At 43.1% G+C, this 22,920-nt stretch carries 16 protein-coding genes; 7 read left to right on the top strand and 9 right to left on the bottom strand.

Annotated elements, in window-relative coordinates:
* Positions 1-10 precede the first annotated feature (10 nt).
* Entirely contained in the window at positions 11-1,486 is a 1,476-nt protein-coding gene (locus tag JK628_RS12210; RefSeq protein WP_202284818.1) for a BatD family protein, read from the top strand.
* A gap of 792 nt (positions 1,487-2,278) precedes the next feature.
* Here JK628_RS12210 and JK628_RS12205 read toward each other — a convergent pair.
* From JK628_RS12205 to JK628_RS12165, 9 genes are all read right to left on the bottom strand, one after another.
* On the bottom strand, positions 2,279-2,887 hold the full coding sequence (locus JK628_RS12205) for a hypothetical protein (protein WP_202284817.1): 609 nt from the start codon (positions 2,885-2,887) through the stop codon (positions 2,279-2,281).
* A gap of 140 nt (positions 2,888-3,027) precedes the next feature.
* The gene (locus tag JK628_RS12200) at positions 3,028-4,485 is read right to left on the bottom strand and encodes a DUF4041 domain-containing protein (RefSeq protein ID WP_202284815.1); all 1,458 of its coding nucleotides are present in this window, start codon (positions 4,483-4,485) and stop codon (positions 3,028-3,030) included.
* A 4-nt stretch (positions 4,486-4,489) separates the two neighbouring features.
* A complete protein-coding gene (locus JK628_RS12195; RefSeq protein ID WP_202284813.1) occupies positions 4,490-4,825 on the bottom strand; it encodes a hypothetical protein in 336 nt (111 codons plus the stop codon).
* Positions 4,826-5,590: 765 nt separating this feature from the next.
* Positions 5,591-6,400, bottom strand: a complete 810-nt coding sequence (locus JK628_RS12190) for a RecX family transcriptional regulator (RefSeq protein ID WP_202284811.1) — start codon at positions 6,398-6,400, stop codon at positions 5,591-5,593.
* A gap of 268 nt (positions 6,401-6,668) precedes the next feature.
* Positions 6,669-7,931: an anaerobic sulfatase maturase gene (locus JK628_RS12185; RefSeq protein WP_202284809.1), complete on the bottom strand. Its 1,263-nt coding sequence runs from the start codon at positions 7,929-7,931 to the stop codon at positions 6,669-6,671.
* A gap of 200 nt (positions 7,932-8,131) precedes the next feature.
* On the bottom strand, positions 8,132-8,914 hold the full coding sequence (locus tag JK628_RS12180; RefSeq protein WP_202284807.1) for a hypothetical protein: 783 nt from the start codon (positions 8,912-8,914) through the stop codon (positions 8,132-8,134).
* Positions 8,915-9,029: 115 nt separating this feature from the next.
* Positions 9,030-11,288: a multiheme c-type cytochrome gene (locus tag JK628_RS12175; protein WP_202284805.1), complete on the bottom strand. Its 2,259-nt coding sequence runs from the start codon at positions 11,286-11,288 to the stop codon at positions 9,030-9,032.
* Positions 11,289-11,391: 103 nt separating this feature from the next.
* On the bottom strand, positions 11,392-11,982 hold the full coding sequence (locus JK628_RS12170) for a response regulator (RefSeq protein ID WP_202284803.1): 591 nt from the start codon (positions 11,980-11,982) through the stop codon (positions 11,392-11,394).
* On the bottom strand, positions 11,975-13,159 hold the full coding sequence (locus tag JK628_RS12165) for a GAF domain-containing sensor histidine kinase (protein WP_202284801.1): 1,185 nt from the start codon (positions 13,157-13,159) through the stop codon (positions 11,975-11,977). Before JK628_RS12165 ends, JK628_RS12170 begins: the two co-directional genes overlap by 8 nt.
* Positions 13,160-13,541: 382 nt before the next feature.
* Between JK628_RS12165 and JK628_RS12160 the strand changes: the two genes are divergently transcribed.
* From JK628_RS12160 to JK628_RS12135, 6 genes are all read left to right on the top strand, one after another.
* Positions 13,542-15,098, top strand: coding sequence for an arylsulfatase (locus JK628_RS12160; protein ID WP_202284800.1), 1,557 nt, complete (start codon positions 13,542-13,544; stop codon positions 15,096-15,098).
* Positions 15,099-15,258: 160 nt separating this feature from the next.
* Positions 15,259-16,047 (top strand): formylglycine-generating enzyme family protein, encoded by a 789-nt coding sequence (locus JK628_RS12155; RefSeq protein WP_202284798.1) that lies wholly within the window; start codon positions 15,259-15,261, stop codon positions 16,045-16,047.
* Between the two features lie 181 nt (positions 16,048-16,228).
* Positions 16,229-17,467: an OmpP1/FadL family transporter gene (locus tag JK628_RS12150; protein WP_202284790.1), complete on the top strand. Its 1,239-nt coding sequence runs from the start codon at positions 16,229-16,231 to the stop codon at positions 17,465-17,467.
* A gap of 266 nt (positions 17,468-17,733) precedes the next feature.
* Positions 17,734-18,627 carry a LysR family transcriptional regulator gene (locus JK628_RS12145; protein WP_237524005.1) on the top strand — a complete coding sequence of 298 codons (894 nt, stop codon included), beginning with the start codon at positions 17,734-17,736 and terminating at the stop codon, positions 18,625-18,627.
* A gap of 93 nt (positions 18,628-18,720) precedes the next feature.
* A complete protein-coding gene (locus tag JK628_RS12140; RefSeq protein ID WP_202284789.1) occupies positions 18,721-19,824 on the top strand; it encodes an efflux RND transporter periplasmic adaptor subunit in 1,104 nt (367 codons plus the stop codon).
* Between the two features lie 8 nt (positions 19,825-19,832).
* Complete coding sequence (locus tag JK628_RS12135) at positions 19,833-22,919, top strand: efflux RND transporter permease subunit (protein WP_202284788.1); 3,087 nt, start codon at positions 19,833-19,835, stop codon at positions 22,917-22,919.
* The last annotated feature ends 1 nt before the right edge of the window (position 22,920 follow it).

Raw genomic sequence — 22,920 nt, 5'->3', positions numbered from 1 at the left:
TTTATTTTACATGTCTGCCAATCAATATGTCCAGTTTCGGTCGAATGAACCATTGGATAGCTTATTTCCAATTACAGCATCACTGAGATCGTTAATCAAAGTCGTGGCGATGACCAGTGCGTGGTTATTGGTTATTGTTGCATTGTTTGTCTCGAGCAGTGTGTTTAATTTTAGCTGGGCAAGTAGCGTTATCGATGAAAACCAGCATGGTCAGCCGGTTGCTGCGCCAAGCTCTGTAAGTGAACTGCAACAGGCTGGAAAACTAACAGTAAAAACCCGACTGTCAGCCACCACTGTGGTATCGCCACATCAGCAAGTTGATCTTTATATACAAATATGGACCGATACCTGGTTCGGTGGTGGGGCACAAATAGCGACTTTTGACGTTAAAGATACCATCGTACTTAGGCGGAAAAAACTCGCTAATAATTCCACAGAGCGTATCAATGGCACAACGTGGTCTGTGCAGGAGTGGCAGCTAACATTATATCCGCAGTCACCCGGCTTATTCACTGTTCCTGTTATTGCAGTCGCGGTGAATATTGCAGATAAACCTGGTTCGACAATAAAGGGAACTGTATATACCGAGGCGCAGTCGTTTGAGGTGGCCTTGCCGGATGAAAGACTATCTGCGACGCCAAACTGGATCGCTGCACCTAAGGTGACTTTTGAGCAAAAACTAACCCCTAAGATCGGAACGCAGCTAAAAATAGGAGACGCGATTACGCGCACATTGACAATAAAAGCCACTGATAGCAGTGCAATGCTGTTTCCTGATTTTCCGTTATATCAAACTGAGATGCTTCAAGGTTATTTAGGTCCAGTGGAAAGTGAAGATAGACAGTATCGCGGTGATTTTAGTGCTAGCAAAATCTATCAACAAACTTATATCGTCCAGCAAAGTGGTGAGCTGAGCCTGTCCGAACTGTCGTTCTACTGGTGGAATACTGACGCTAAAAAGCTGGTTGAACTTAAGGTTAAAGGGCAATCATGGAGCATATCTCATACCCCATTGAGTTTTATCATCGCTTATTGGGCAGAGGGTTTACTACTGACCACGCTGCTGACAGTGTTTGTTTTTCTATTAAGGTGGTTATATCAAGGATATAAGCAACAGCAGCTGCCGGTTATCGTGCTCTTTATGTTTTCGCTTTTGCAAAAACGCTGGCGCCGAGTTGAGCAGTATCTTTATTGGCACAACACCGATAGAAACCACAGGCCGACATTCAACTCTGAAGTGAATCTATTTTGCCAATCCGAGCAACGTCTTGAAGTTAATTCAAAAATTAATTCAGCAACGAGTAAGGCCAAGGGCTCAGTGAGAAGTGCTTTAGCAGAAGCACTGCTGTTTTCTCGCTGGCAGCAGCGTTTTAGCCAGCAACAACAAGCTAAGGATAAAGGGAAGGGAGGATTAACGCGGCCTTCTTATCTAAAGTTTTGGCGAATGCTTTCAAATAAAGGCAATGTCAGTCCTCAGCGGCGTTAAAAGCAATAGCTTAAATCAAGCAGCTCCTCAGTAGCGGGGCAGTGGCTTGGTAGTTAAGGTACGACAAAGTCCCTTGGTGTTCACAGATGACCGAAGGAACGGCTAACTCATTTGTGGACAAAACAAGCTAGCTTAGCAGAACAACTTGGGAATCATTGGGAGTCATCCCGCAAGTCTTCTGAGCCGGGATCTAGTGCCATTACCTAAAACATCTACTTATGATGGAAAGCAGCTCATCCACTATGTTCCTTTGCAAGCCGCCGTGAATACCTCCATGTAGGCTCTGCTGAAAAATCCCTTTTTCAGAAGCTTGCACGTTCCAAAGCAGATGCTCTGCCAGCGAGTTCAGAGTAGCGTCTAGCTCATTTCTGGACATAAATGAGTTAGTGCAAAAGGTCTAAAAAGTGAGCTGTGAGATTAGGAAATGTACGGTAATAAATTAAAGTTTACACTGACCCCACATATTTTTAAAATTATCAGGCCATATTGAAATAGCAGAGCATGCGCCCTGTGTCCTAGCAAGCCGCCACAAGTACGTCCATGTAGGCTCTGCTAAAACATCCGTGATTTAGAAGCTTGCACGCCCCACAGCACATGCTCTGCCAGCAAGTTTCAATGTAGCGCCTGACACGCTTCTGGACATAAACGGCTTAGAGCATCCAGTCTAAGTTGACTGGTATTGATTAGAAAAAGTATCGCTCCGAACCCCTTTTACGGAATATTTAGTAAGACAAATTATGTCGAGGTTATGATATCAACCTCTAACTAGGTGGCCAAATTAACTATGCCACTTCAGTAATGATATTCTGGTATCTGTAAGTACCCTTGAGCATTAGCTTGCTCTAACATCCAACGTAAATTTTTCACCAACTGTATGCGGTCACTTATGTGCATAACCAATACAAACTCTAAAGTTTTCATATCAAAAGATTGAACTAAATGGAGAAAGTCCTTTTCTCTTATATGTTCACCATGAAATGCTTGAGCATTAAAGTAGATCTTAATCATTTCAAGAGCTGGTATGTCACACCAGCCATCAAACATACCTTTTTCTTTCCACCCAGATTTCAACTCCTTAAGTGTACTTCTAAACCCTTGATCATCACTAAGCCTACCAATCAAACCATGAAACCGTAAAAAGTTAGTTGGCTCATCGTTGCCTACAAAGAAACGAAAATCAACAAACAAGCCCTTCAAGCGATGTCTGCAAAAATTAATCCCTGAACCTGATATTTTCCCACCCTCGAATGAAAAAGTGTGTGAACCACAGACATTAAGCCCTTTAATCTTAATATCTTCATAGTTATCAATGAGTTCTTTTGATCTATATTGAAATAGCTCAATTGACTTTTTCACTTCATTTGTCAAAGGAGCAGAAATATCTACATTTCTAGACTTCACAGTTTCTCCGTAAGGGCTTGAATTATTATTTAGAGCTTTACTAAATTAGCTAGGTCTTCGATCAACTCTAGTGTAGTAGTCAATATTAATTGACTACTACACTTTGCCCCACAAATAGAAGGCTATGTATCGAAACAAAGTTAAGCAACTAGCTGCTGTAAACGGAGGCTCTCGTAGTAGTCTTCAGCTAAAGCTGTCATCTTAAATTCAGTGTCCATATCATCAATACTGTCAACAGCTTCCTTAATGGAGTCAAGATCTACCTGAAAAAACTCTTTTCTAAGATTCACAGCATTGACACGCAGCGATGTAAATTTTCGATGCAGAGCAGTTTCAAGCGCTGGGGCATCTTCGGCATAAATCATTGCGTGGACATCAAATGGGAAAGGTACGCTAGCGTCACCTAGCTCTTTGACACGATCCATAGGCTCTAAACGTCTAGTCATACCTATTTTGTATACATCTTCTCCAAATGAGCCAATGTTACTAATGACATAAACATGACCTTTTCGAGTTTGCTCAGCCATACTCTTAGCTCGACTTTCTTTAGCTTCTGCCTCTAATAATTGCTGCTCAAGTTGAGCTATTCGCAGTTCTGCAACAGCCCTCTCGGCTTCAGAGGCCTCAGATAGAGCTTTTCGTGCTTTATCTAATAAATCCCTATACATTCTTTCTTCTTTTTCAGCTTCAGCAATAGCTCGTTCATATTCCTTGATAGCCCGTTGTTCTTCTCTTATCTGTTCCTTAATTAGCTTTTGCTCTGCGACTTCTTCCTGCTTCTTCAGTGTGTATTGATATTGGAGTTTGCACTCTTCAAACTTTAGCTCTACGTAACTGATGTTAAAGCCGCACTCTAAGGTGGCTGCCGATTTCTCAAGAGCGTTAGCAATCTTTTCTATGCGTTCCAAAGTTCGACCAAAACTACTTGGGTTAACCTTACCAATAAGAAAATCACATTCTGTATTAAATGCAGTTAGCATCAACTTGACTTGCCCGTCTAGAATCTTTTTATTGAACGATTTATCATTTGAGATGATTGTCGTATCAGGGTAAGTGATTGCTTCTTTATCTTTAATCATTTCTTTTTGCTGAACCCTGACATCTTTGATTTCCTCAACAAATCTAACCGAGGTCTCATAGAGGTAGTCAGGCATTTCAAAATGGCCGCATGTCGTATATTCATCCAAACGAGAATATAAATCTAACATTCCCATTAACTCTTCTTGCTCCACACCAAGCTTAGATATGCTTAACACAAGCCTTTCTTTATCAGCTTCTAACTTAGAAATCGCTGACGTATGCAACTGAACATTTTCTAATAACTGCTTTTCATTTTTCTTAAGTTCTTGTAACTCAGCAGTCTCTAATTGCACACGCTCCAATTCTTTGGAGTCATCATCAAGCTCAATTTTAACAAGTGCCAGCTTTGCATTTATTTGCTGCAAAGCTTCATCAATACTTTTGTGCTCACCGAGCTTTTGATTAACACTATTTTTATATTCGTTTAGTTTTTTATTGAAATGATGATTGGCAACGAAATAGCTAATAATTATGGCTAAAATAGCAATAGCTATGACGATAAGGAGGTTGTTATCCATATGACTACCTTAGTACTGCATTAATAAATTGTTTTCGTAAAGCGGCTCTTTCTGAGCATCTCTCAGCATATTCTTCTTGAGCATAAACAAGCGAATCTTTGAACTGTTGCTTTGTTCTGGCAACATTCAATTTCGCTGCATGCTTTGCCTGATTAATTCTATTTTTTTCTGCACGTTCCTGCTCCCTTAATTGCTTTTGATACTCCCTCTCAGCTTTAGCCTGCTCTCTAGCGTTTGCTTTTTGCCTCCGCTCGGCATCCCTAGCAGCTTGCTTACCAGCCTTATCAATAGCCTTAACAACTTTAATAGCTAACCTTAAACCTCCTCCTCTCCTTGCCACTGACTTCTCCTTATCTCTTTTTAGATATTTAAATCACTTTTATCATGTAAGCATAATTCCCCTCCTAAATTCTACCTTCTGGCTTACAAAATCAGGTATTTATCAAAAGATAGGACAGGCATAACCTTTTTTGATTATCACACTCTTTCAGATTAGCTTTCCTATGGAAAAAGCTTTACCAGCCCTATTTACCTTTTGAACTGCGAAACTCACTTTGGGGCATAAATACTTTAGCTGCTGACCAAAGTGGTTCCGATTGCCTGCGGCAGGCGTATATGAAGACGCAACTGACGTGCGCAGCAAGTTCGTCCCAGAATGCGCTACGATGGCGTCCATGCCATCGAAGGCCTACACTGGTTTCGAAAAACGCAAACTACCAACATTTGAGTTATCAGCCTTCATAAAAGAAATTGCAATCTCTCAGTAAACATCATGGCTTAAATACATTAACCAAACGTGCAGAATCTAATCTCCCCCGTTGGAAGTTTCGTTTCTCAGAAATTTCGCCGGGGCGCTGAGGGTTCGCCAAGGGGTACAAGCGCTTTATCCCTTGGCTCAGGTGTGGGCGAAGCACCACGACCTTGACGTTGATTCTGATTTGAAAAGTAATAACTGATATTGCAGTCAGCACTATTTGGAGAAGAACCGTATTAAGTCAGATAAATACTCAGTTAATACAGGTAGAAAACAAGCTAATCTATTGGCCTTAGAACATATCAACAGCGGGCATGTTGAATACAGTAGGGGATAATGTAGGCAGTATGGCTAGTCTTCATCTGGGGTCATGGCTTCTTTGATTTCATCACTGCCAAAGCCTTTGCGCGACAGATAGGCATAGGCTTTAGATTTGTCTTTATAGTCCGATAAGTCGTAGCGCTTTTTAGCGAGCTCTTTTTTACAGCTTAGATAAAAATCGACATCTTCTGCTAGCGTTAATTGATACAGGGTATCTTCAAAATCGCTTAGGTCGATTAGTCGCTGCTTAAGCTCTTGTCGGATGAGGGTTTCACCTTTACCTTTATTAAACAGTTTTATGATTTCAGTGCTTAAGTCGACTTTGTCTGCCTTAACAGCCAATTTACAGCGCAGTGTTTCTCGCTCTGGGTGTTGTGCTAAGGCGTGATCGATCTCTACACGAGAGAAACCCCTGTTAGTCATTTGTGAATAGACCTTCTCTTTGTTAGTGCCGTAAAAGTTATCAAATCTGCTGAGTAACCGAGAGCTTGCCATTGCATAGGAGTCGACCTGTTGTTCGTCCATCACCTGTTCTATAGCGGTTTCAATTTCGGTAACGGCTATGCCGCGCAGTTGTAACTTACGTTTTATCGCCCCTTTACCGAGTTCATTGCTAAAGGCCTGCTCGCAATAGCGCACTGCAAAGTCAAAGTCGTTTTTTAAATAACCACCCTCTATGAGCCTGGCGAGTACAGTATCGATCCACTCTTGGTTTTCAGTTTTACGCTCAAGCTTGGTGCGAATTTCGTTAATGGTAAAATCTTGTTGCCCAAGGTGCCAATAGGCACTATTAAAAACGTTATCGATGGTTTTGGCTTGACGTAGAGGAGGGCGCTGCATAACAAATTGATCTTAAGTTAAATGAACCAAAAGCAGTGTAGCAGAACATTGCGTTGTTGAGTACGGGCTATATACCCCTCCCACAGCATCCAGCATCTTCAGACAAGATGGGGATAAGTATGAGGACTACCGTGATGCTTCTTATATTAATGTTAGGATGCTATCGCTAAATATAAGAAACAACAAAGCCCCGCTAAGGGGGCTTGGAAAAGGATCTACTTAGGCACGAAATACTCTGCAACGGCCAAATAGCCGTGCTGAACAGCCTCTACACCGGTTTTCTCACTTGATAACCCATAGAGCTAACAATCTGGCACATATAGATGTCGATGTGTTTAAAAAATATATGCCAGCCCTGACATAGGTAGTTGTGACCCATCTCTCCATCATAAGAACGTACAAAGCGGTTCTTCGGGCACTCACCAAAACAGGCAAACTTGTAATCACAGTTTTGGCATTGCTTGGTGAGCGTGCGACTTTTAGCAAAACCAAAGGCTTGCTGCTGAGCCGAAAATGCCATTTGGTCGAGCGGTTTTTGATGAACATTACCAATTTTGTATTCAGGGTAAACGTAGTGATCACAAGTAAATACATCGCCATTAGGCTCCATTGCCAAGCCTTTACCACACAATGAACCTAGGGTGCATAGAGGATTGGTTCTGCCCATCCAAGTCTCAACACAGGCTTCAAAATATTGGATGTTCACCTTGCCTATATCGTGCTTAATCCATTCATCAAATACGCCACATAAAAATTTACCCCAATCTTCACTCGATACGGACCAAGCGGTCACGACCGAATCTGGCTCACCTGGTTGGGCTTGCTTGCTACCAAGGACAGGCATGTCCTCTTTGTTCCAATGATGCGGCGCGGTCTCTCTAAATGTTTCAGGTTCCGCAATCGGAATAAACTGGATCTGTGGAGAACGAACTTCATCACGCAAGAAGCGATAGATATCTAACGGACTCTTGCTAGTGAGATTGTTAATACAGGTGAGTGTCGCAAAATTTACTTTATGTTTATGCAGCAGGGAAATTCCCGCCATCACTTGTTTAAAGGTACCACGGCCTGCACGATTTTTACGATAGGCATTGTGGTACATCTCAGGGCCATCGATGCTTAATCCGACTAGAAAATTATGCTTCGATAAAAAGTAGCACCATGCGTCAGTCAGTAACGTACCGTTGGTTTGCAGATCATTAGAGATGATCACATTTTTAGGCGCATATTTAGTTTGTAGCCGAACGACCTCTTTAAAGTAGTCGAGCCCAAGCATTGTCGGTTCACCGCCTTGCCAAGTGAATATTATCTCTGGTGTATTTTGTTGTTCGATATACTGCTTAATATAGGACTCAAGTTCATCAAAGGGCATTTGTGGGCTGCAACCTTTCTTATAGTCAAGTAGGTCCTGTTTACTTAAGTAGTAGCAGTAGGTGCAGTCTATGTTACAAGCAGCGCCAATAGGCTTGCTCATCACATGAAATCGTTTGCTTGCTTTACCATTATGTAAATTGACTTTGATAGGTTGCATAATTGAGTCCTTGAAGCGATTAAGCGGGTCGTTATTTAACATCTGTGATTATAAAGTGAAACTAACGATACACCTGTGAAATTCGGCGCAAAGGCGACAAAACTGGTGTTTTTACCAGCTAATTAGTTAACTGCTGTTGGGATTTCAGCGATTAAAAAAGCCAGCTAATTGCTGGCTTGGTTAATTAGACTCGTAGACAGTTAGAACTGTTGGTTGTATTCCAAACGGAAATCACCGTCACTGAAGTTATTCTGAGTTGTATTGTACCAAAGGCGGAAGTTTTGCTTTGGTGTCATCTGCCAGCTCAAGACAAATTCATGGGTTAGGCCATCGCTACCGCGTAGCTTGTCGGTGTATAGCTGGTCGCCGAAAATTGCCTGAGTATAAACTGGGTTATAGTTGGCCCAGATTGTATCCGTGATTTGGAACTTGTTGTAAAGAGTGAAACTGGCAAAAGCAAAGTCAGAATGTAAGCCTGTTGAGTCACCATCTGTAGAGGTCATTGAGCCATCATTGTATTGTACGCCAGCGGCGATGATGGGAAATGCTTGCCAAAAACCCACTTTGGGTAAAGCTTGGATCATGCCAACCGATGCGGTACCTGAGTTGGTGTCGAAGTTATGGATAACGTCCATCGAGATACCACGGCCATTGGTCATATCAACATCGAATTTTCTAAAACGAAGTTCTGATATCCCATCATTAGCCATATCTGGGTTCATTGAACTAGAACCTTCATCTTTGCTATGGTCGCCGAACATGCTTTTAAGCTCAAACAGTACCATCGACATGTCTGTTGCAGAACCCGTCTCTAGTGTTTTACCTAGCTTAAAGTTAACGCCATTTGTACCATAAGAGCCACCGACCTGCGTGTAAACAGCGAGTGGGTCAGACATGTCTTGAACTTCTTTCTCTTCTGCGTAAGCGGCGTTAGTAAGCAAGGGGAGCGTTAGAGACACCAATAATGCGGCTTGAAATTTCACTCTGTACATCCATTTTAAATAAATTTTGATGGACGAATAATAGAGGACAAGAACAAACTGAAATACTCGCAAATATTCCAGTTTTTCTTAGATTGAGTGGCATGAATACTTCGAACTACTGTTGAAAACGTGCCTTAAGTTGCTTAACGGCGTCAGCTGGTACACGAGTCGATAGATCCTGCAAGCATTGCTTTGCTTGTGGAGTGTTATTACTCAACATCAATTCACATAACGCATACAGGTACTGCGGGTTGCCACTAACCTGATAAGCCTTATCGAAGGCAGCAGCTGCTTTTGCGACTGAAGTCGGCGTAACTGCAATGGCGTATACATACCAGAACCGGCCGTTATTGGGTTCAAGCTCAGTGGCATTGAGAAGATACCCCATGGCATTTTCCGTTTCTTTAGCCCGCAGTAGTGCAAGTGCCATACTGAACTGGATTGCGCCTGAAGTAGGTTGCGCTTTAATACCTTGCTCAAGGGTTTTCATTGCGAGATTCTCTTGCCTATTTGCACGGTAGAGATCGGCAAGGTTTATATAGGCAGCGGCGTAGTTTGCTTGCACCGCAATAGCAGCTTTATATTGCACTACAGCTTGCTCCACTTTGCCTTGATTGGCATAAAGGTGAGCGAGATTGGTACGGGCAAAACCGCGATCGCCATTGAATTTTAAGATCTCTATATACTCAGCAAGTGGCTTAGTTAAAGTTTGCTGCTGCTTGGGTGTCAGCTCAGACCAGAATCCGGCTAAAGCCCCCGCCGCTTGGCTTCGCACCATCAACACTTCATCGGTCAATAGTGGCGCTAACATGCGCCATCTATCTGCAATCGGGTAGGGCGTACTGCCCTGAATCGTTGCAAATCTTAGTAGAGGGTCGTCATGTCGAGTGGCTCTTGCAATAGCCACCACCCCGTTTCTACCAGGGTATTGTTGTAATCGCTCAATCGCTGCTGCGCGTATAATGGCCGCTTGCTGATGATCTTGTGCGATGTAGGAGAGCTGATCTCCTGCAGCGGGGATCCCCGCTCTGGCGCCGGCAAAAGCACTGCTAAAGTGTTTAGCATCATAGGTGTTTAGGCCGGGGTACCAGCGAGCCGTTTTATCTACAGCCCACGCTATGTCTTTATCTTGATGGCATTGATTGCAGGCGTTTGGTGTTCCGATGCGCTGAGAGTTCGCCGGTTTTGGTATGCTGAAGCTATGATCTCGACGTTTATCGATCTGCATATAGGTAGTTTGCGGCATGTGGCAATTAACACATTGGGCGCCACTACTATCGACTTGGTGCTTATGGTGCTCGACAGTATCAAACTTGGCAGGGCTGTGACACTGGCTACACAATGCATTGCCCGGTAACACTATTTTTGTTGAGTGTGGATTATGACAATTACTGCAAACGACACCATTTTCATGCATTTTTGACTGCAAGAAAGAGCCATAAACATAATCTTCATCAAAGACCTGACCGTCGTCATAATAGAGATCTTGGCCAATCAGGTTTAACTGGTAGCGGTCGCCGAAATCACTGTTCACGAGTGGCTTACTATCACTTATTTGTAGTCGACGACTGTGGCACTGAGCACAACTCTGTAGTTGATTACTGTGTTGTGCTGAGGCGGGTTTTGCAGTGTTATTGACGCTATGAGTAGAATCACTACTGCCTGCAGCATTATTATTGCTTTGTGACCATGTCCAGCTTGCAACTGGTTTTGTTAACGCTCTATCAAAGCCAAAGGCTTGTGTTGTTTTATCGCCTGGCTTATTCGCCCAAGTTAGATGCTCACTTGCTGCGCCATGGCAGGCTTCGCAGCCAACATTGATTTCAGAAAAAGTGGTGTTAAAGCGGTCGTTTTCAAAATCGTAGTTTTTTTTAACATTGGTTGAGTGACAGTCCGCACACATGAAGTTCCAGTTTTGACCGACATTCTGCCAAAAGAAGTCATCGTGTTTAGCGCTATTGTCTGGATATAAGTGAAACCATTTCTGGCCGCCTTCTGCTTTTGGACGGTTATCCCAGGCAAAAGGGATTAGTTGCACTCGCCCGTCTGCAAACTCCACCATATACTGCTGCAATGGTTCGATACCAAAGGTATAACTGACCTTAAAGTCGTTGAACTGCCCATTGAGATCTTCGATATTGACCCAGTATTCATCACCCTTAGTAAAAAAACGGTTTTGTTTACCTTGATAGCTAAATTGAGTATTAAAGTTTGCCACTACAGAGTCTTTATTGGCGTGTTTCATTGCCATGTCATGATCTGAACCTGTCCAATCTTTAAAAGCTTGCTGATGACATTGCTGACATTCGAATGAACCGACAAATTCAGCTGCAAGTGAGCGCTGAGTTGTGAATATGCTTATCAAAGCAAACATTAGCAATGCACTGTATTGAAACAAGCTGAGTCTTAGCATCTTTTTAGGCAAACGTTTGATAGTAAGTTCCTTTTGGTATCAATTGAACTGTATAACTTTATCGTTAAACAAGCCCATGAGAAAGGGCATATTGAATAAGTTCGGCACTGGTTTTTGCATCAATGAGCTTCATAATAGAGTACTTATGAAACTCGACGGTACGTGGCGAAATAAACAGTTCATCGGCAACTTGTTTAGCTGACTTTCCCTGTACTAAAAGGCGCAGCACACTTAATTGTCTAGCAGATAAACTCGGTGAATTGTCGGTTACTTGCACAGATTTAGATAGATACTGCTTTCCCGCTAATACGCTATTGACGGCATCAAGGAGATCGTCTGTGGCCTCGTGCTTAAGGACATAACCCAGAGCCCCCGCAGCAATGGCACCTTCGGCATATTCCTGCTCATCATGCATGGTTAGGCAGATCACTCTAAGATCTTTTTTAATTCGTTTAAGGGCTGCAACCGCCGCAATGCCCGTCATACCCGGCATACTAATGTCGGTTATCACTAATTCTGGGTCATGCTTTTTAACCAGCTCGATTAACTCTTCACCATTTTTAGCGATAGCCAACACTTGGTGGTCGGGCTTTAGAAGACCGGCTACCCCTTGCGCGACGATTAAGTGATCATCTGCGATAATAATTCTACTCATAATGTTCCTCTATTGCTGGTATGGAAATGTTGACCACAAAGCCACCATCGTCAGGGCTAAGAAATTGTGACTCACCATTGATCAACTGGGCGCGTTCTCGGATGCTCACCAGTCCAATACTGCCTTTACTGCTCTCAAGAGAGTCTTTACAGCCTATGCCATCGTCTACTATTTGTAGCGTTAGGCAATTATTGTCAATTTCTAATGAAACAAATACCGCTGATGCCTGCGAGTGTTTGATGACATTATTGAGCGACTCTTGCAAAATTCGATAAAGATTTAACGACACGTCTTTTTTAAGTTCGGGTATGACACCGAACAAGGTTTGTAGCTCTATACTCTTTATCTCTGTTATGCGTCTTGCTTCAGATTTTAGCGCGGCAATCAGGCCTAAGTCTTCCAGCATTGCAGGATGTAATGAGCGTGATAGTGCCTGCATATCCTTGGCTATTTGCTGAATGTTAATATGCAGATCTTTTGCTTCAGGTTTTACGCTTTCACGTACTATGCCAAATACATTATTCGCTTTAATAGTCAGTAGCGCGAGACGTTGTGAAAAGTTATCGTGTAACTCTCTAGATAACAAGCGTCGTTCAGTCTCTTGGTTTTCCATCAAGTGACGCGATAATGATTCTAGTTCCTTATTTTGGTTTTGTAGTGCCAACCAAAAATGATAACGCTCATAGGAAGCGGCGAGGACTTGGCCCAAGGTTTTGATCCGTTCTAATAAAATTGGATCCCAGCCGTCATGGTTTTTGTAGCGGCTACAGGCAATCGCTCCCCAAACTCTGTCACGTACTTTTATCGGAATAACGCTATGGGCAATAATGCCGCCCATATTGGCCAAAGCCACTTCATCTTTTGTGAATACGTCCTCTACTGGGCCAGAATGAACAATCATTTCACCGGCTGAGATCTTATCCAAATAAGGGCTTTTCAGACCTGCGCCAATCATGGTCGTGGGTAAATAGCCTGCCGCAGCAACCGAATATGCTCCTTCATAGGTTTGCTCTTTTGTGATCCTTACCAGCGACATACGTTGCACGTTTGCAAAAGGTAGGTACTCAGTTAATCCTGCACAGATAACCTCGGGAATATTTGCAGTATCTTCTTCCAATAAACGATTAGAAATATCGGCAAAGAAGCGTTCAGTGATCGATATCTGTTCTGTGTCCATATACTTCAGCCTTGTAATTCATCTTTATTGAATATTGCTACTGCTAATAAATAGCGTTTATTCATCGATTAAGCCACTAAAATATAACATAAACTTTTAAAACTAGTGGAATTACTAGTTTGTAGAGGGGGGAAGGGATTATATTCTATTTTTAAAATACCAATAGACGTAAAGCTTTTTTATATATTGGTTTAGCAACTAAGTTTGCTCTTACTATTCATTTTAGGAAAAAACCCCCTTGTAATTAACTAAACAAGTAAATATCCGAGTTTTTTTTGAGGTGAATAGGGCGTCTAATTGGGCCATCGATTCGAGCGTCATTGTTTTTTCATTACTAAATGTAATCAAGCAGTGACAAAGAGATCTAACCAAGGGGAATTTAATGCTTAAAGTTTTATCTAAAGTAGCGCTTGGCGTTGGCCTAGTCGCAACAGCTTCATCGGCGATGGCAGCAACCGATCCGGAACGTCCAAATATTTTAGTTATTTGGGGGGATGATATTGGTTACTTCAATATTAGTGCATACAACCAAGGCATGATGGGTTATCAAACACCTAACCTTGATCGTATTGCTAATGAAGGCGCACTATTCACGGACCATTATGCTCAACAGAGCTGTACTGCAGGTCGTGCATCTTTCATTACCGGTCAGCATCCTTTCCGTACTGGTTTATTGACAATTGGTATGCCTGGTTCAGATAGCGGGATCCCTGACTGGGCGCCGACTATTGCTGATGCACTTAAAGATAAAGGCTACACGACAGGTCAGTTCGGTAAAAACCATTTGGGTGACCAAGATAAGCATCTGCCTACAGCACATGGTTTCGACGAATTCTTTGGTAACCTTTATCACCTAAATGCTGAAGAGGAGCCAGAAACATATTACTACCCGAAAGATCCTGAGTTTAAAAAGAAGTATGGACCACGTGGTGTTATCCACTCATATGCAGATGGTCGTATCGAAGATACTGGCCCAATGACGCGTAAGCGTATGGAAACAGCTGACGAAGAGTTTGTTGGTGCTTCAATTAAATTCATGACAAAAGCTGTAAAAGCAGAAAAACCTTTCTTTGCATGGGTAAATGCATCAAGAATGCACGTACATACACGTTTACAAGAAAAGTATGATGGTATTACCGGTATCGGTTTATACCCAGATGGCATGGTTGAGCACGATGACCACGTTGGATTGCTACTTGATACCTTAGATGAGTTGAAAATTGCTGATAACACTATTGTTGTCTACTCAACCGATAACGGTGCAGAGAAATTTACTTGGCCTGACGGCGGTACTTCACCATTCCACGGTGAAAAAGGAACAACCTTTGAAGGCGGTATGCGCGTACCACAACTTGTTCGCTGGCCTGGTGTAATTGAACCTGGTACTAAGATCAATGCCATGATGTCTCACGAAGATTGGATGCCAACTTTGCTTGCTGCAACTGGTGAAGATACTTTAGTTGAAGATCTTAAGGAAGGTAAAAACTTTAACGGTAAAGACTGGCGTGTACATTTAGATGGTAGCAACTTTATGCCTTACTTTAAGGGTGAAGTAGAAGATGGCCCACGTACGAGTAAGATCTATTTTAGTGCTAATGGTGAACTTAACGCCGTACGTTGGAATGATTGGAAAGCCTCTTTCGCTATGATGGATGGTGATATGCAGTCTGCAATACGTAACGTACCCGCTTGGGCTTCTCTTACTAACCTACGTGCAGATCCGTTTGAGATTGCCGCTAAAGAATCTGGTATGTATGTACGTTGGATGATCGATAACATGTGGTTATTCGTCCCTATGTCTCAAGAAGTCGGCAAATTCCTTGGCACAATCGAAGATTATCCATTCCAGCCGGGTGCAGGCTTTAGTGCAGCAGGTATTAACTACAATACCCTGAAAATGCAAAAAGTATTAAAAGCGATTGAAGCACAGCAAAACTAAATAGTAGCTGCAATTTGCGATGATACTCTATCGTAATAAAACGCCTCTAGGTACTCGTATCTAGGGGCGTTTTTTATGTAGCGAACTAGTAGTTCTTCGAGGGGTTATGGCTAACTTTCAGGCGTACAATTTAAACCGTATTTTACCCTTTGGAGTCGTTATGCGCCTAAGTTTACTTTCAGTCACAACCTTGCTCTCTCTAACATTGATACAGGGCTGTGCATCCTCAATTGATAAAAACATCAATGTTGAGCTAAAACAGCAAATTATGTCTGAAATGGTGTGGGTTGAAGGCGGTGAATTTAGCATGGGCAGTGCGTGTGGCACTGGCACTATAAGTGAATGCCCTGCGCGGTTAGTTTCTGTAGATAGTTTCTATATCGGTCAATATGAAGTGACACAAGGGTTATTTGATTCTGTACTCAGCGGTTCTAGCCCCTATTTTCCCGGCGCCAAAATGCCAATGAATAACTTGAGCTGGCAGCAAGCTAAGTATTTTATTAGCCAATTAAATTTGCAAACGGGATTGCAGTTTAGACTGCCAACAGAAGCTGAGTGGGAATACGCCGCTAAAGGTGGGACAAAAAGTAAAGGCTACCGTTATAGCGGTTCGAACGATATCGATAGCGTAGGTTGGTACGTGGCTAACTCAGCAAATAAAGCACACCAAGTCGGATTGAAGCAACCAAATGAGCTAGGGCTTTATGACATGACTGGTAATGTAGGGGAGATGGTAGAGGACGCATTCGATACCGACTATTACCATTATGGCCCAAGTCATAATCCGCTTAATTCGATCGAGTCTACTCATCACCTAGCCTATAAATCAGTGCGAGGAGGCAGTTTGGCGTATGACACGGATGAGTCAGCAAATTCCTCTAGAGATTCAGCAAGTCAAAGTGCAATTATGCCCGATATTGGTCTGCGCTTAGTGCTATCTGTGAATTGAGTAATAACTCTCATTAATTCACTTAATAACACCGCCTTATGGCGGTGTTTTCGTTTTTGATAAGTCATTCAAAACTTTCGGCGTTAAGGCGTAAAACTAGGAGATTTCCGAGTCTTCTTTGATAACGTTAACGGCGATAATGACGCCATCATATTTATTTAACAACTTCTGAGATTGATGAATGAAATTCCTACTTAAACCCTTAGTGGTTAGCATGGCATTAGTATCTATGCCGAGTTTTTCTGCCGGTACCGTATTAAGCGAACTCGGCAGTTTAAATGCCAGTACGGCTGGCGCTGGCAGCGCCGCAATTTCAGAAGGTGCTGAGAGTGCTTATTCTAATCCAGCAGCAATGAGCTTAGTTGAAAAATCAACATTAACAGGCAGCCTACAAGCATTTAATTTGAACCTTGAATATCAAGATCTTGGCTCTACAGGTTACTTTGGTGGGACTGACAGTAATCTAGATGGTGGCAATGCCGGTAGCACGTTGCCGTTAGGTTCTGTTTATTGGGTCAACCCATTAAGCGATAAATGGGCGTTTGGTTTAGCGATGGCGTCACAGGGCGGATCGTCAGTTGACTATGGTGATGATTGGCGCGGTGCTAGCCTTATTAGCTCTGTCGATTTAGTGACGGTTCAGGTCAATGCATCTGTATCTTACAAGATCAACGAACAATGGGCTGTCGGTGTTGGCCTAGTGTCAGAATATGCATCGCTACTGCAAACTCAACAATTTACCCCAAACATCAGCTCAGAATATGAAGCAGGCTCAATAGAGTTTGGCGTAAACCTTGGTCTGCATTACACCTTTAATGAAGATAACATGCTTGGTTTAACCATACGTTCTGGACTTGATCATACTTTAGAGGGGGATTTTAACTTAGATCGCAATGGCGACGTCGATACTTACGACGCAAGTTTAGGCTTAATTGCCCCAGCGATTATTAAGCTAAGTGGTTACCACGCGCTTAACCAAGAGTTTGCCTTATTGTGGTCACTCGATTGGCAAGATTGGAGCAAAAACCAATCGAGCATTTTGATTTTTGATGAAACTGGCCGTCAAGTTAATGTGGATCGAAACTGGCAAGATACTTATAGTGCATCAATTGGTATGCATTACCAAGTCGCACCTAAATGGCGTTTAGAGTTTGGTGTAGGTTATGAGTCATCGCCACTATCTGATTCAGCTGATAATGTACTTAATCAATACCCTGACTTGCCAGTCGCTGAAATCTTTAGAGTCGGCTCTGGCGTGACTTACCAAGCAACAGAAGACTTTTCAGTTAATTTCTTTATTGAATATATTGATTTAGGCTCGCCTGAAATTGAATATGATGGTGCAGCTAATGGCTATCTTGTTGGCCAATACAACAACGATGCCGGTATTGCCGGGATTACGATGAACTGGCAGTTTTAAGCGACAAATTGCTTAGTTAAGCCTTGGGCGACGTAATATCGGTATTGTGACGTCGCTTATTTCGATTTATGTATAAACGCACATAGCGGTACACAACACTATGATCGCAATTTAAAAACCTATAGAGTTCTATAAAAGCTTAGTCCACTTACGACTAAGCTTTTTGTCGTTACAGTTAATTTAACGTGCTTTTTGAGGTGATAAATGACTTGTTAAATACCGATGAATAGAGCACTAGAGGTAGAACCATTGAGCGATAGAGGCAAATGAGTATGCGAATAGAAGATCTAAAGTTATTTACGATTGTGGTTAAGCTAGGCAGTTTTACTGCTGCGGCCAATGCGTTAGATCTGCCCCGAGCCAACGTCAGTCGTCGCATTGGCGAACTAGAGCGTGCGCTTAATGCTCAGCTTTTTTTCAGAACAACTCGCCAGCTCAGATTAACTCAACATGGTGAGGCATATTATCACGAGTTATTAACGGTGCTTGATGGGTTTGAACAAGCGAAGAATAAGTTGCTCGACATCGATGACAAACCCGTTGGAAAAGTCAAAGTAGGCTTTTTACCTGAAAGTGATGAGACGCTGCAGCCTGCATTGGCGAAGTTTCAACAGCTATACCCAGATATTGAACTGGATCTGCGCATTACCAATAACTATGTCACCGATATTTACACCCAGGCATTGGATTTTGTGATCCATGCGGGCAAGGTGCAAGACTCAGGCTTCATTGCTCGTCGGATTGTAAGTCTTGGAAGTGGTATGTATGCCAGTCCTGAGTATATTCAGGAGAAAGGGGAACCAAAATCAATAGGGGAACTGGCCAAGCACGATGCAGTGTGTTATCGCTGGCCCGATGGTACCTTACATGATAAATGGGATCTGACAACTGAGGTTGTAAAAGTGAATAGTCGCTTTAGCTGCAATCACATGGGTTTTGTGCGCCGAGCCGTTGTGGGTGGGCAGGGCATAGGCTTTATGCCACCACTATTCGCTTTAGCAGCGATTGAAAGCAAGCAATTAGTACGGATATTACCCGAATATGAATCTAAGAAAGAAGATGTTTGGCTTATCTACCCCGATAGAAAGGGCATCAGTTTACCAACAAGGCTATTGATTGACTTTTTATTACAAGAGATCCCTGAACGCGCTGGATTGTAATGATATTCGTGACAGTGTAGTGCGCCGAAGGCAGATTATCTTGTAAAGTGAAACACATACACTCTCTCCCAATTGTTCCATTGGGAGAAAGTAATGATCAACCCCACTTCAAAAATCGTAAAATTTGCCGTAGCACCAGTTTCACTTGTTATCATGTCAGCCTGCAGTCAGGCGCCTGCTAACCCTAGCACTGATCTATTAAAGCCTGAGCGACCAGTTCAAGTGATGACATTGTCAGATCAACATCAGGCAAATACCAAACAGTTTTCTGGTGTATTAGAGGCGACCCAAACGGCGAGTTTGTCTTTTAAGGTGGCTGGGACAATAGATATTATTCTGGTGAAGACCGGGGATAAAGTCGTGAAAGGACAGGTGTTAGCAAGGCTCGATCCCCATGATTATCAAGTCATTGTGGTAGAAACTGAAGCAAGACTTGCTGAAGCTGACGCTGCCCATCAACTCGCCAAAGTAGAACTCGACCGTGTTAAACAAGCTATTGCTGATGATGCCATATCAAAGGTTAATCTAGACCGAGCACAAAGTGGTTATCTACGTAGTTTAGCCATGGTTCAAGTCGTTGCCCAGAATCTACAAAAAGCGAATGATGCACTGGCTTATACTGAACTTGTCGCCCCCTTTAGCGGTGTCATCGGCTCACAATCTCTACAGACGTTTGAACAAACTTCACCAGGTGTTAGCCTATTTTCACTGCATCAACCCAATCAGCTCAAAGCCCTTATTGATGTCCCCGAGAATCTAATGAGTAAGGTAGCCATTGGTCAGCAAGCCAATATTAGCTGGCATGGCAATGACAAACCGCTGCAAGCCAAGCTCAGCGAAATGAATACATTAGTCGATCCCATCAAGCAAACCTATGAAGTTCAATTCGTTATCGAGCAGCAAACTGATGCGCTACCCGGCAAGGCTGTGATTGTGGCTGTCGAACTTGATGATGCTAAAACCAGCTTCTGCGTGCCTTTTGCAGCGCTTAAAGGTGAAGGGGACGCTCAAAGTGTTTATTTGGTTAAAGATAAGGCTATCAGTCAACAAAGGGTAAATATTGACTCAATGCACAGCAATCGTGTCTGTATCAGCGGCAACTTGCATGCAGGTGATGCCGTTGTCACTGCGGGTGTTCATTACCTTGAGCCTTCTCAGGCCGTTGCAAACACGATTACAAAAGCATTTAGCTACTAGGAGGCGTTATGAATTTGGCTGAGTTTGCAATACGACAACGATTGTTTGTACTCTTCTTTAGTGTGCTCTGCATCATTGTCGGGATCATCTCCTATTTTGAATTAGGTAAGTTGGAAGATCCGTCATTTACCGTTAAAAGTGCCGTAGTTGTAACACTTTACCCAGGCGCTTCTGCCAAAGAAGTTGAGGAGCAGGTCACCGATAAAGTCGAAACAAAACTGCAAGAGATGGGTGCAATGTGGAAGTTGCGCTCTTTATCACGTCCTGGTAGCTCGATGATCTTTATCGATCTCAAAGAGACAACTAATTCAGATGAACTACCGCAGCAATGGGATCTATTGCGCCGCAAAGTGAGTGATGTCAAATTAACGCTACCTACAACCGCGCAGATCAGCATTGTTCAAGATGAGTTCTCTGAAGTTTACGGCATGCTGTTCAGTGTTTATGGTGAAAATGCTGAGCCGGAAGAGTTGCGTCAATACGCCAAAGAGCTGCAACGCAGATTAAAAACTGTGGATGGCATTAAAAAAATTGAACTGCATGGTGTGCAAGGCCAGGCCGTGTATGTTGATCTACCAGAAGAGCGCCTTGCGCAATATGGGATCTCAACAGCGCAGGTGATCAATCAACTGACCACACAAAACCTGACATACGACAGCGGCAGCTATGAAACCGCGGGTGAGCGCATTCGAATTGATCAAGGTAGTGCGTTTAAATCAATTGATGATATTAAAAACTTTACTCTTAAAGGCGGTATTGGCAGCAACAGCTCTGGTTTACTGAGACTCGGTGATATTGCCGATGTTAGTCTGGCGTATAAAACGCCTGCGACGACTATCAGCCGCTTTAATGGCAAGACTGCTGTCACATTGGCAGTGAGCCCTGTGAAGGGGATTAACGTGGTAAGCCTTGGCGATAGCATGACACAGATTATTGCCGATTATCAGCAAGAGTTACCGCTTGGGATCAATATTGGCATCATCGCATTTCAACCTGATGAAGTCGCTAAATCGATTGAAGATTTTGTGACAAATTTGCTAGAGAGTGTGGTGATAGTTTTTGTGGTACTGCTTATCTTCATGGGCTTTAAGAGTGCCACCATTGTAGGTGGTAGCCTGCTGTTTACCATTTTACTGACATTCATCTATATGTACGCTGCAGGTGTTGATCTACAGCGCGTGTCCTTGGGTTCATTTGTTCTGGCACTGGGTATGTTAGTGGATAATGCCATTGTTATAACTGACCTGTTCATTGTGAAACTCAATAAAGGCGTTGAGCGTACCAAAGCCGCTATTGAGTCGGTTAGAGAAACCTCTAAGCCGTTACTGGCAGCAACGGTTATTGCCATTATGGGCTCAAGTCCTGTGGTGTTCTCGCAAACAGATTCAGGTGAGTTTGCCGGATCAGTATTTCTCATTATCTGTTCGTCGCTACTATTCTCTTGGATTGTCGCAGTCACATTGACGCCACTGCTTTGCTGGTTATGGATAAAGCCAGACCTTAAAAAAGGCCAACAGCATAAGAAAGCCAGTCGTTACCAGTTAGCCGTTAACTGGACTGTAATGAATCCTGTTAAAGCAATCTCTATGGTTATTCCACTGATGTTGGTCACAGCTTTGGCAGTTCCCTATGTTGCTGTCAATTTTATTCCAAGCTCTGACAGGCCGATGGTGTTCCTCGATTACTGGCTGCCTAACGGTGGTGATATTGCTGAAACATCAACAGATATGAAAAAAATTGAAGGCTGGCTTTTGCAGCAACCTGAAATAACTACCATATCAAGTTATGTCGGTGCCAGCGCCCCACGATTTTCGGTGACTGTAGAGCCTGAACCCTACGACACCAGCTATGGTCAAATCGTTATTAACGTTACTGACTACGATGGCATTGAGCCTTTAACAAAGCGTGGTGAGGTGTGGCTTGCACAAAACTTCCCCAATTCTGAACCACGTTTTAGAGCGTTAAAACTCGCAACTAAGGACAAGTTTAGTATTGAAGCGCGTTTTTCTGGCCCAGATCCACAAGTGCTGCATGATTTATCAAATCAAGCGCAAGCGATCATGTTGGCCAATAGTAATACCAAGTCTGTTCGTGATGACTGGCGCCAGCAGAGTAAGGTTATCGAACCTGTTATTAATCAGGACCAGGCGAGGCGCGCGGGTATCAACCGTACCGATATTTCGTTAGCAATTAAACGAGCGACAGAGGGGGTTTCACTTGGCACGCTAAACCAAGGCGATCAGATGATCCCGATTAACTTTAGAAGTGCTAATGCAGACTTGAGCAATATCGATACCTTGCCGGTTAAATCATTATTAGGAGTCCACAGTGTCCCGTTAGGACAAGTTGTTGAGCGTTTCGAATTAAAGTCTGAGGAAAGCATGATATGGCGTCGTGACCGGGTGCCAGCCATTACAGCTCAAGCTGACGTGTTTGATGCAACGCCTGCGCAGGTGAGAAATCAAATTAAAGATGATATCGAAGCCATTACTCTGCCGCCGGGTTATGCCTTTGCTTGGGGAGGGGAATATTACGACGAAAATCGTGCTATTACTGACACTTTAAGCCAAATGCCTAAAGCATTGTTGATGATGGTGGTGATTATGGTAGCCATGTTCAACGGTTTTAAGCAGCCATTGATCATTTTGATCACCTTGCCGTTAGCGGCGATTGGTGCGACGTGGACGCTGCTGTTATTAGATAAGCCTTTTGGGTTTATGGCGTTGATTGGTGCCATTACGTTGTCAGGTATGATCATTAAGAATGGCATCGTGTTGATGGATCAGATAGAGCTCGAGCGGGCTAAGAAAATACCGTTAAAAGAAGCGGTAAAGGCGGCGACCTTGAATCGAACCATGGCTATTTCGATGGGAGCATTAACCACGGCGCTGGGGATGATCCCTCTACTCAGTGATCAATTGTTTGATCAAATGGCAGCGACGATCATCGGCGGACTAGCCGCTGCTACCTTGCTATCACTGTTCATTATGCCGGCTTTCTATTGCTTGTTTTACCGCAATGCTGACCAAGGCATGCCGCAAGAGACTCAAGCACAAGATACTCTATTAACCACAGCTACAGTGGAGCAAAGATAAT

Source organism: Shewanella sp. KX20019 (assembly GCF_016757755.1).
Classification (GTDB): Bacteria; Pseudomonadota; Gammaproteobacteria; order Enterobacterales; family Shewanellaceae; genus Shewanella.
This window is presented reverse-complemented; position numbering and strand designations above follow the sequence as displayed.

Coding starts and splice junctions, on each gene's coding strand:
- JK628_RS12145 (WP_237524005.1), top strand. CDS start 17,734: ATGAGTATGCGAATAGAAGATCTAAAGTTATTTACGATTGTGGTTAAG.
- JK628_RS12200 (WP_202284815.1), bottom strand. CDS start 4,485: ATGGATAACAACCTCCTTATCGTCATAGCTATTGCTATTTTAGCCATA.
- JK628_RS12135 (WP_202284788.1), top strand. CDS start 19,833: ATGAATTTGGCTGAGTTTGCAATACGACAACGATTGTTTGTACTCTTC.
- JK628_RS12175 (WP_202284805.1), bottom strand. CDS start 11,288: ATGTTTGCTTTGATAAGCATATTCACAACTCAGCGCTCACTTGCAGCT.
- JK628_RS12165 (WP_202284801.1), bottom strand. CDS start 13,159: ATGGACACAGAACAGATATCGATCACTGAACGCTTCTTTGCCGATATT.
- JK628_RS12140 (WP_202284789.1), top strand. CDS start 18,721: ATGATCAACCCCACTTCAAAAATCGTAAAATTTGCCGTAGCACCAGTT.
- JK628_RS12210 (WP_202284818.1), top strand. CDS start 11: ATGTCTGCCAATCAATATGTCCAGTTTCGGTCGAATGAACCATTGGAT.
- JK628_RS12150 (WP_202284790.1), top strand. CDS start 16,229: ATGAAATTCCTACTTAAACCCTTAGTGGTTAGCATGGCATTAGTATCT.
- JK628_RS12160 (WP_202284800.1), top strand. CDS start 13,542: ATGCTTAAAGTTTTATCTAAAGTAGCGCTTGGCGTTGGCCTAGTCGCA.
- JK628_RS12190 (WP_202284811.1), bottom strand. CDS start 6,400: ATGCAGCGCCCTCCTCTACGTCAAGCCAAAACCATCGATAACGTTTTT.
- JK628_RS12155 (WP_202284798.1), top strand. CDS start 15,259: ATGCGCCTAAGTTTACTTTCAGTCACAACCTTGCTCTCTCTAACATTG.
- JK628_RS12170 (WP_202284803.1), bottom strand. CDS start 11,982: ATGAGTAGAATTATTATCGCAGATGATCACTTAATCGTCGCGCAAGGG.
- JK628_RS12185 (WP_202284809.1), bottom strand. CDS start 7,931: ATGCAACCTATCAAAGTCAATTTACATAATGGTAAAGCAAGCAAACGA.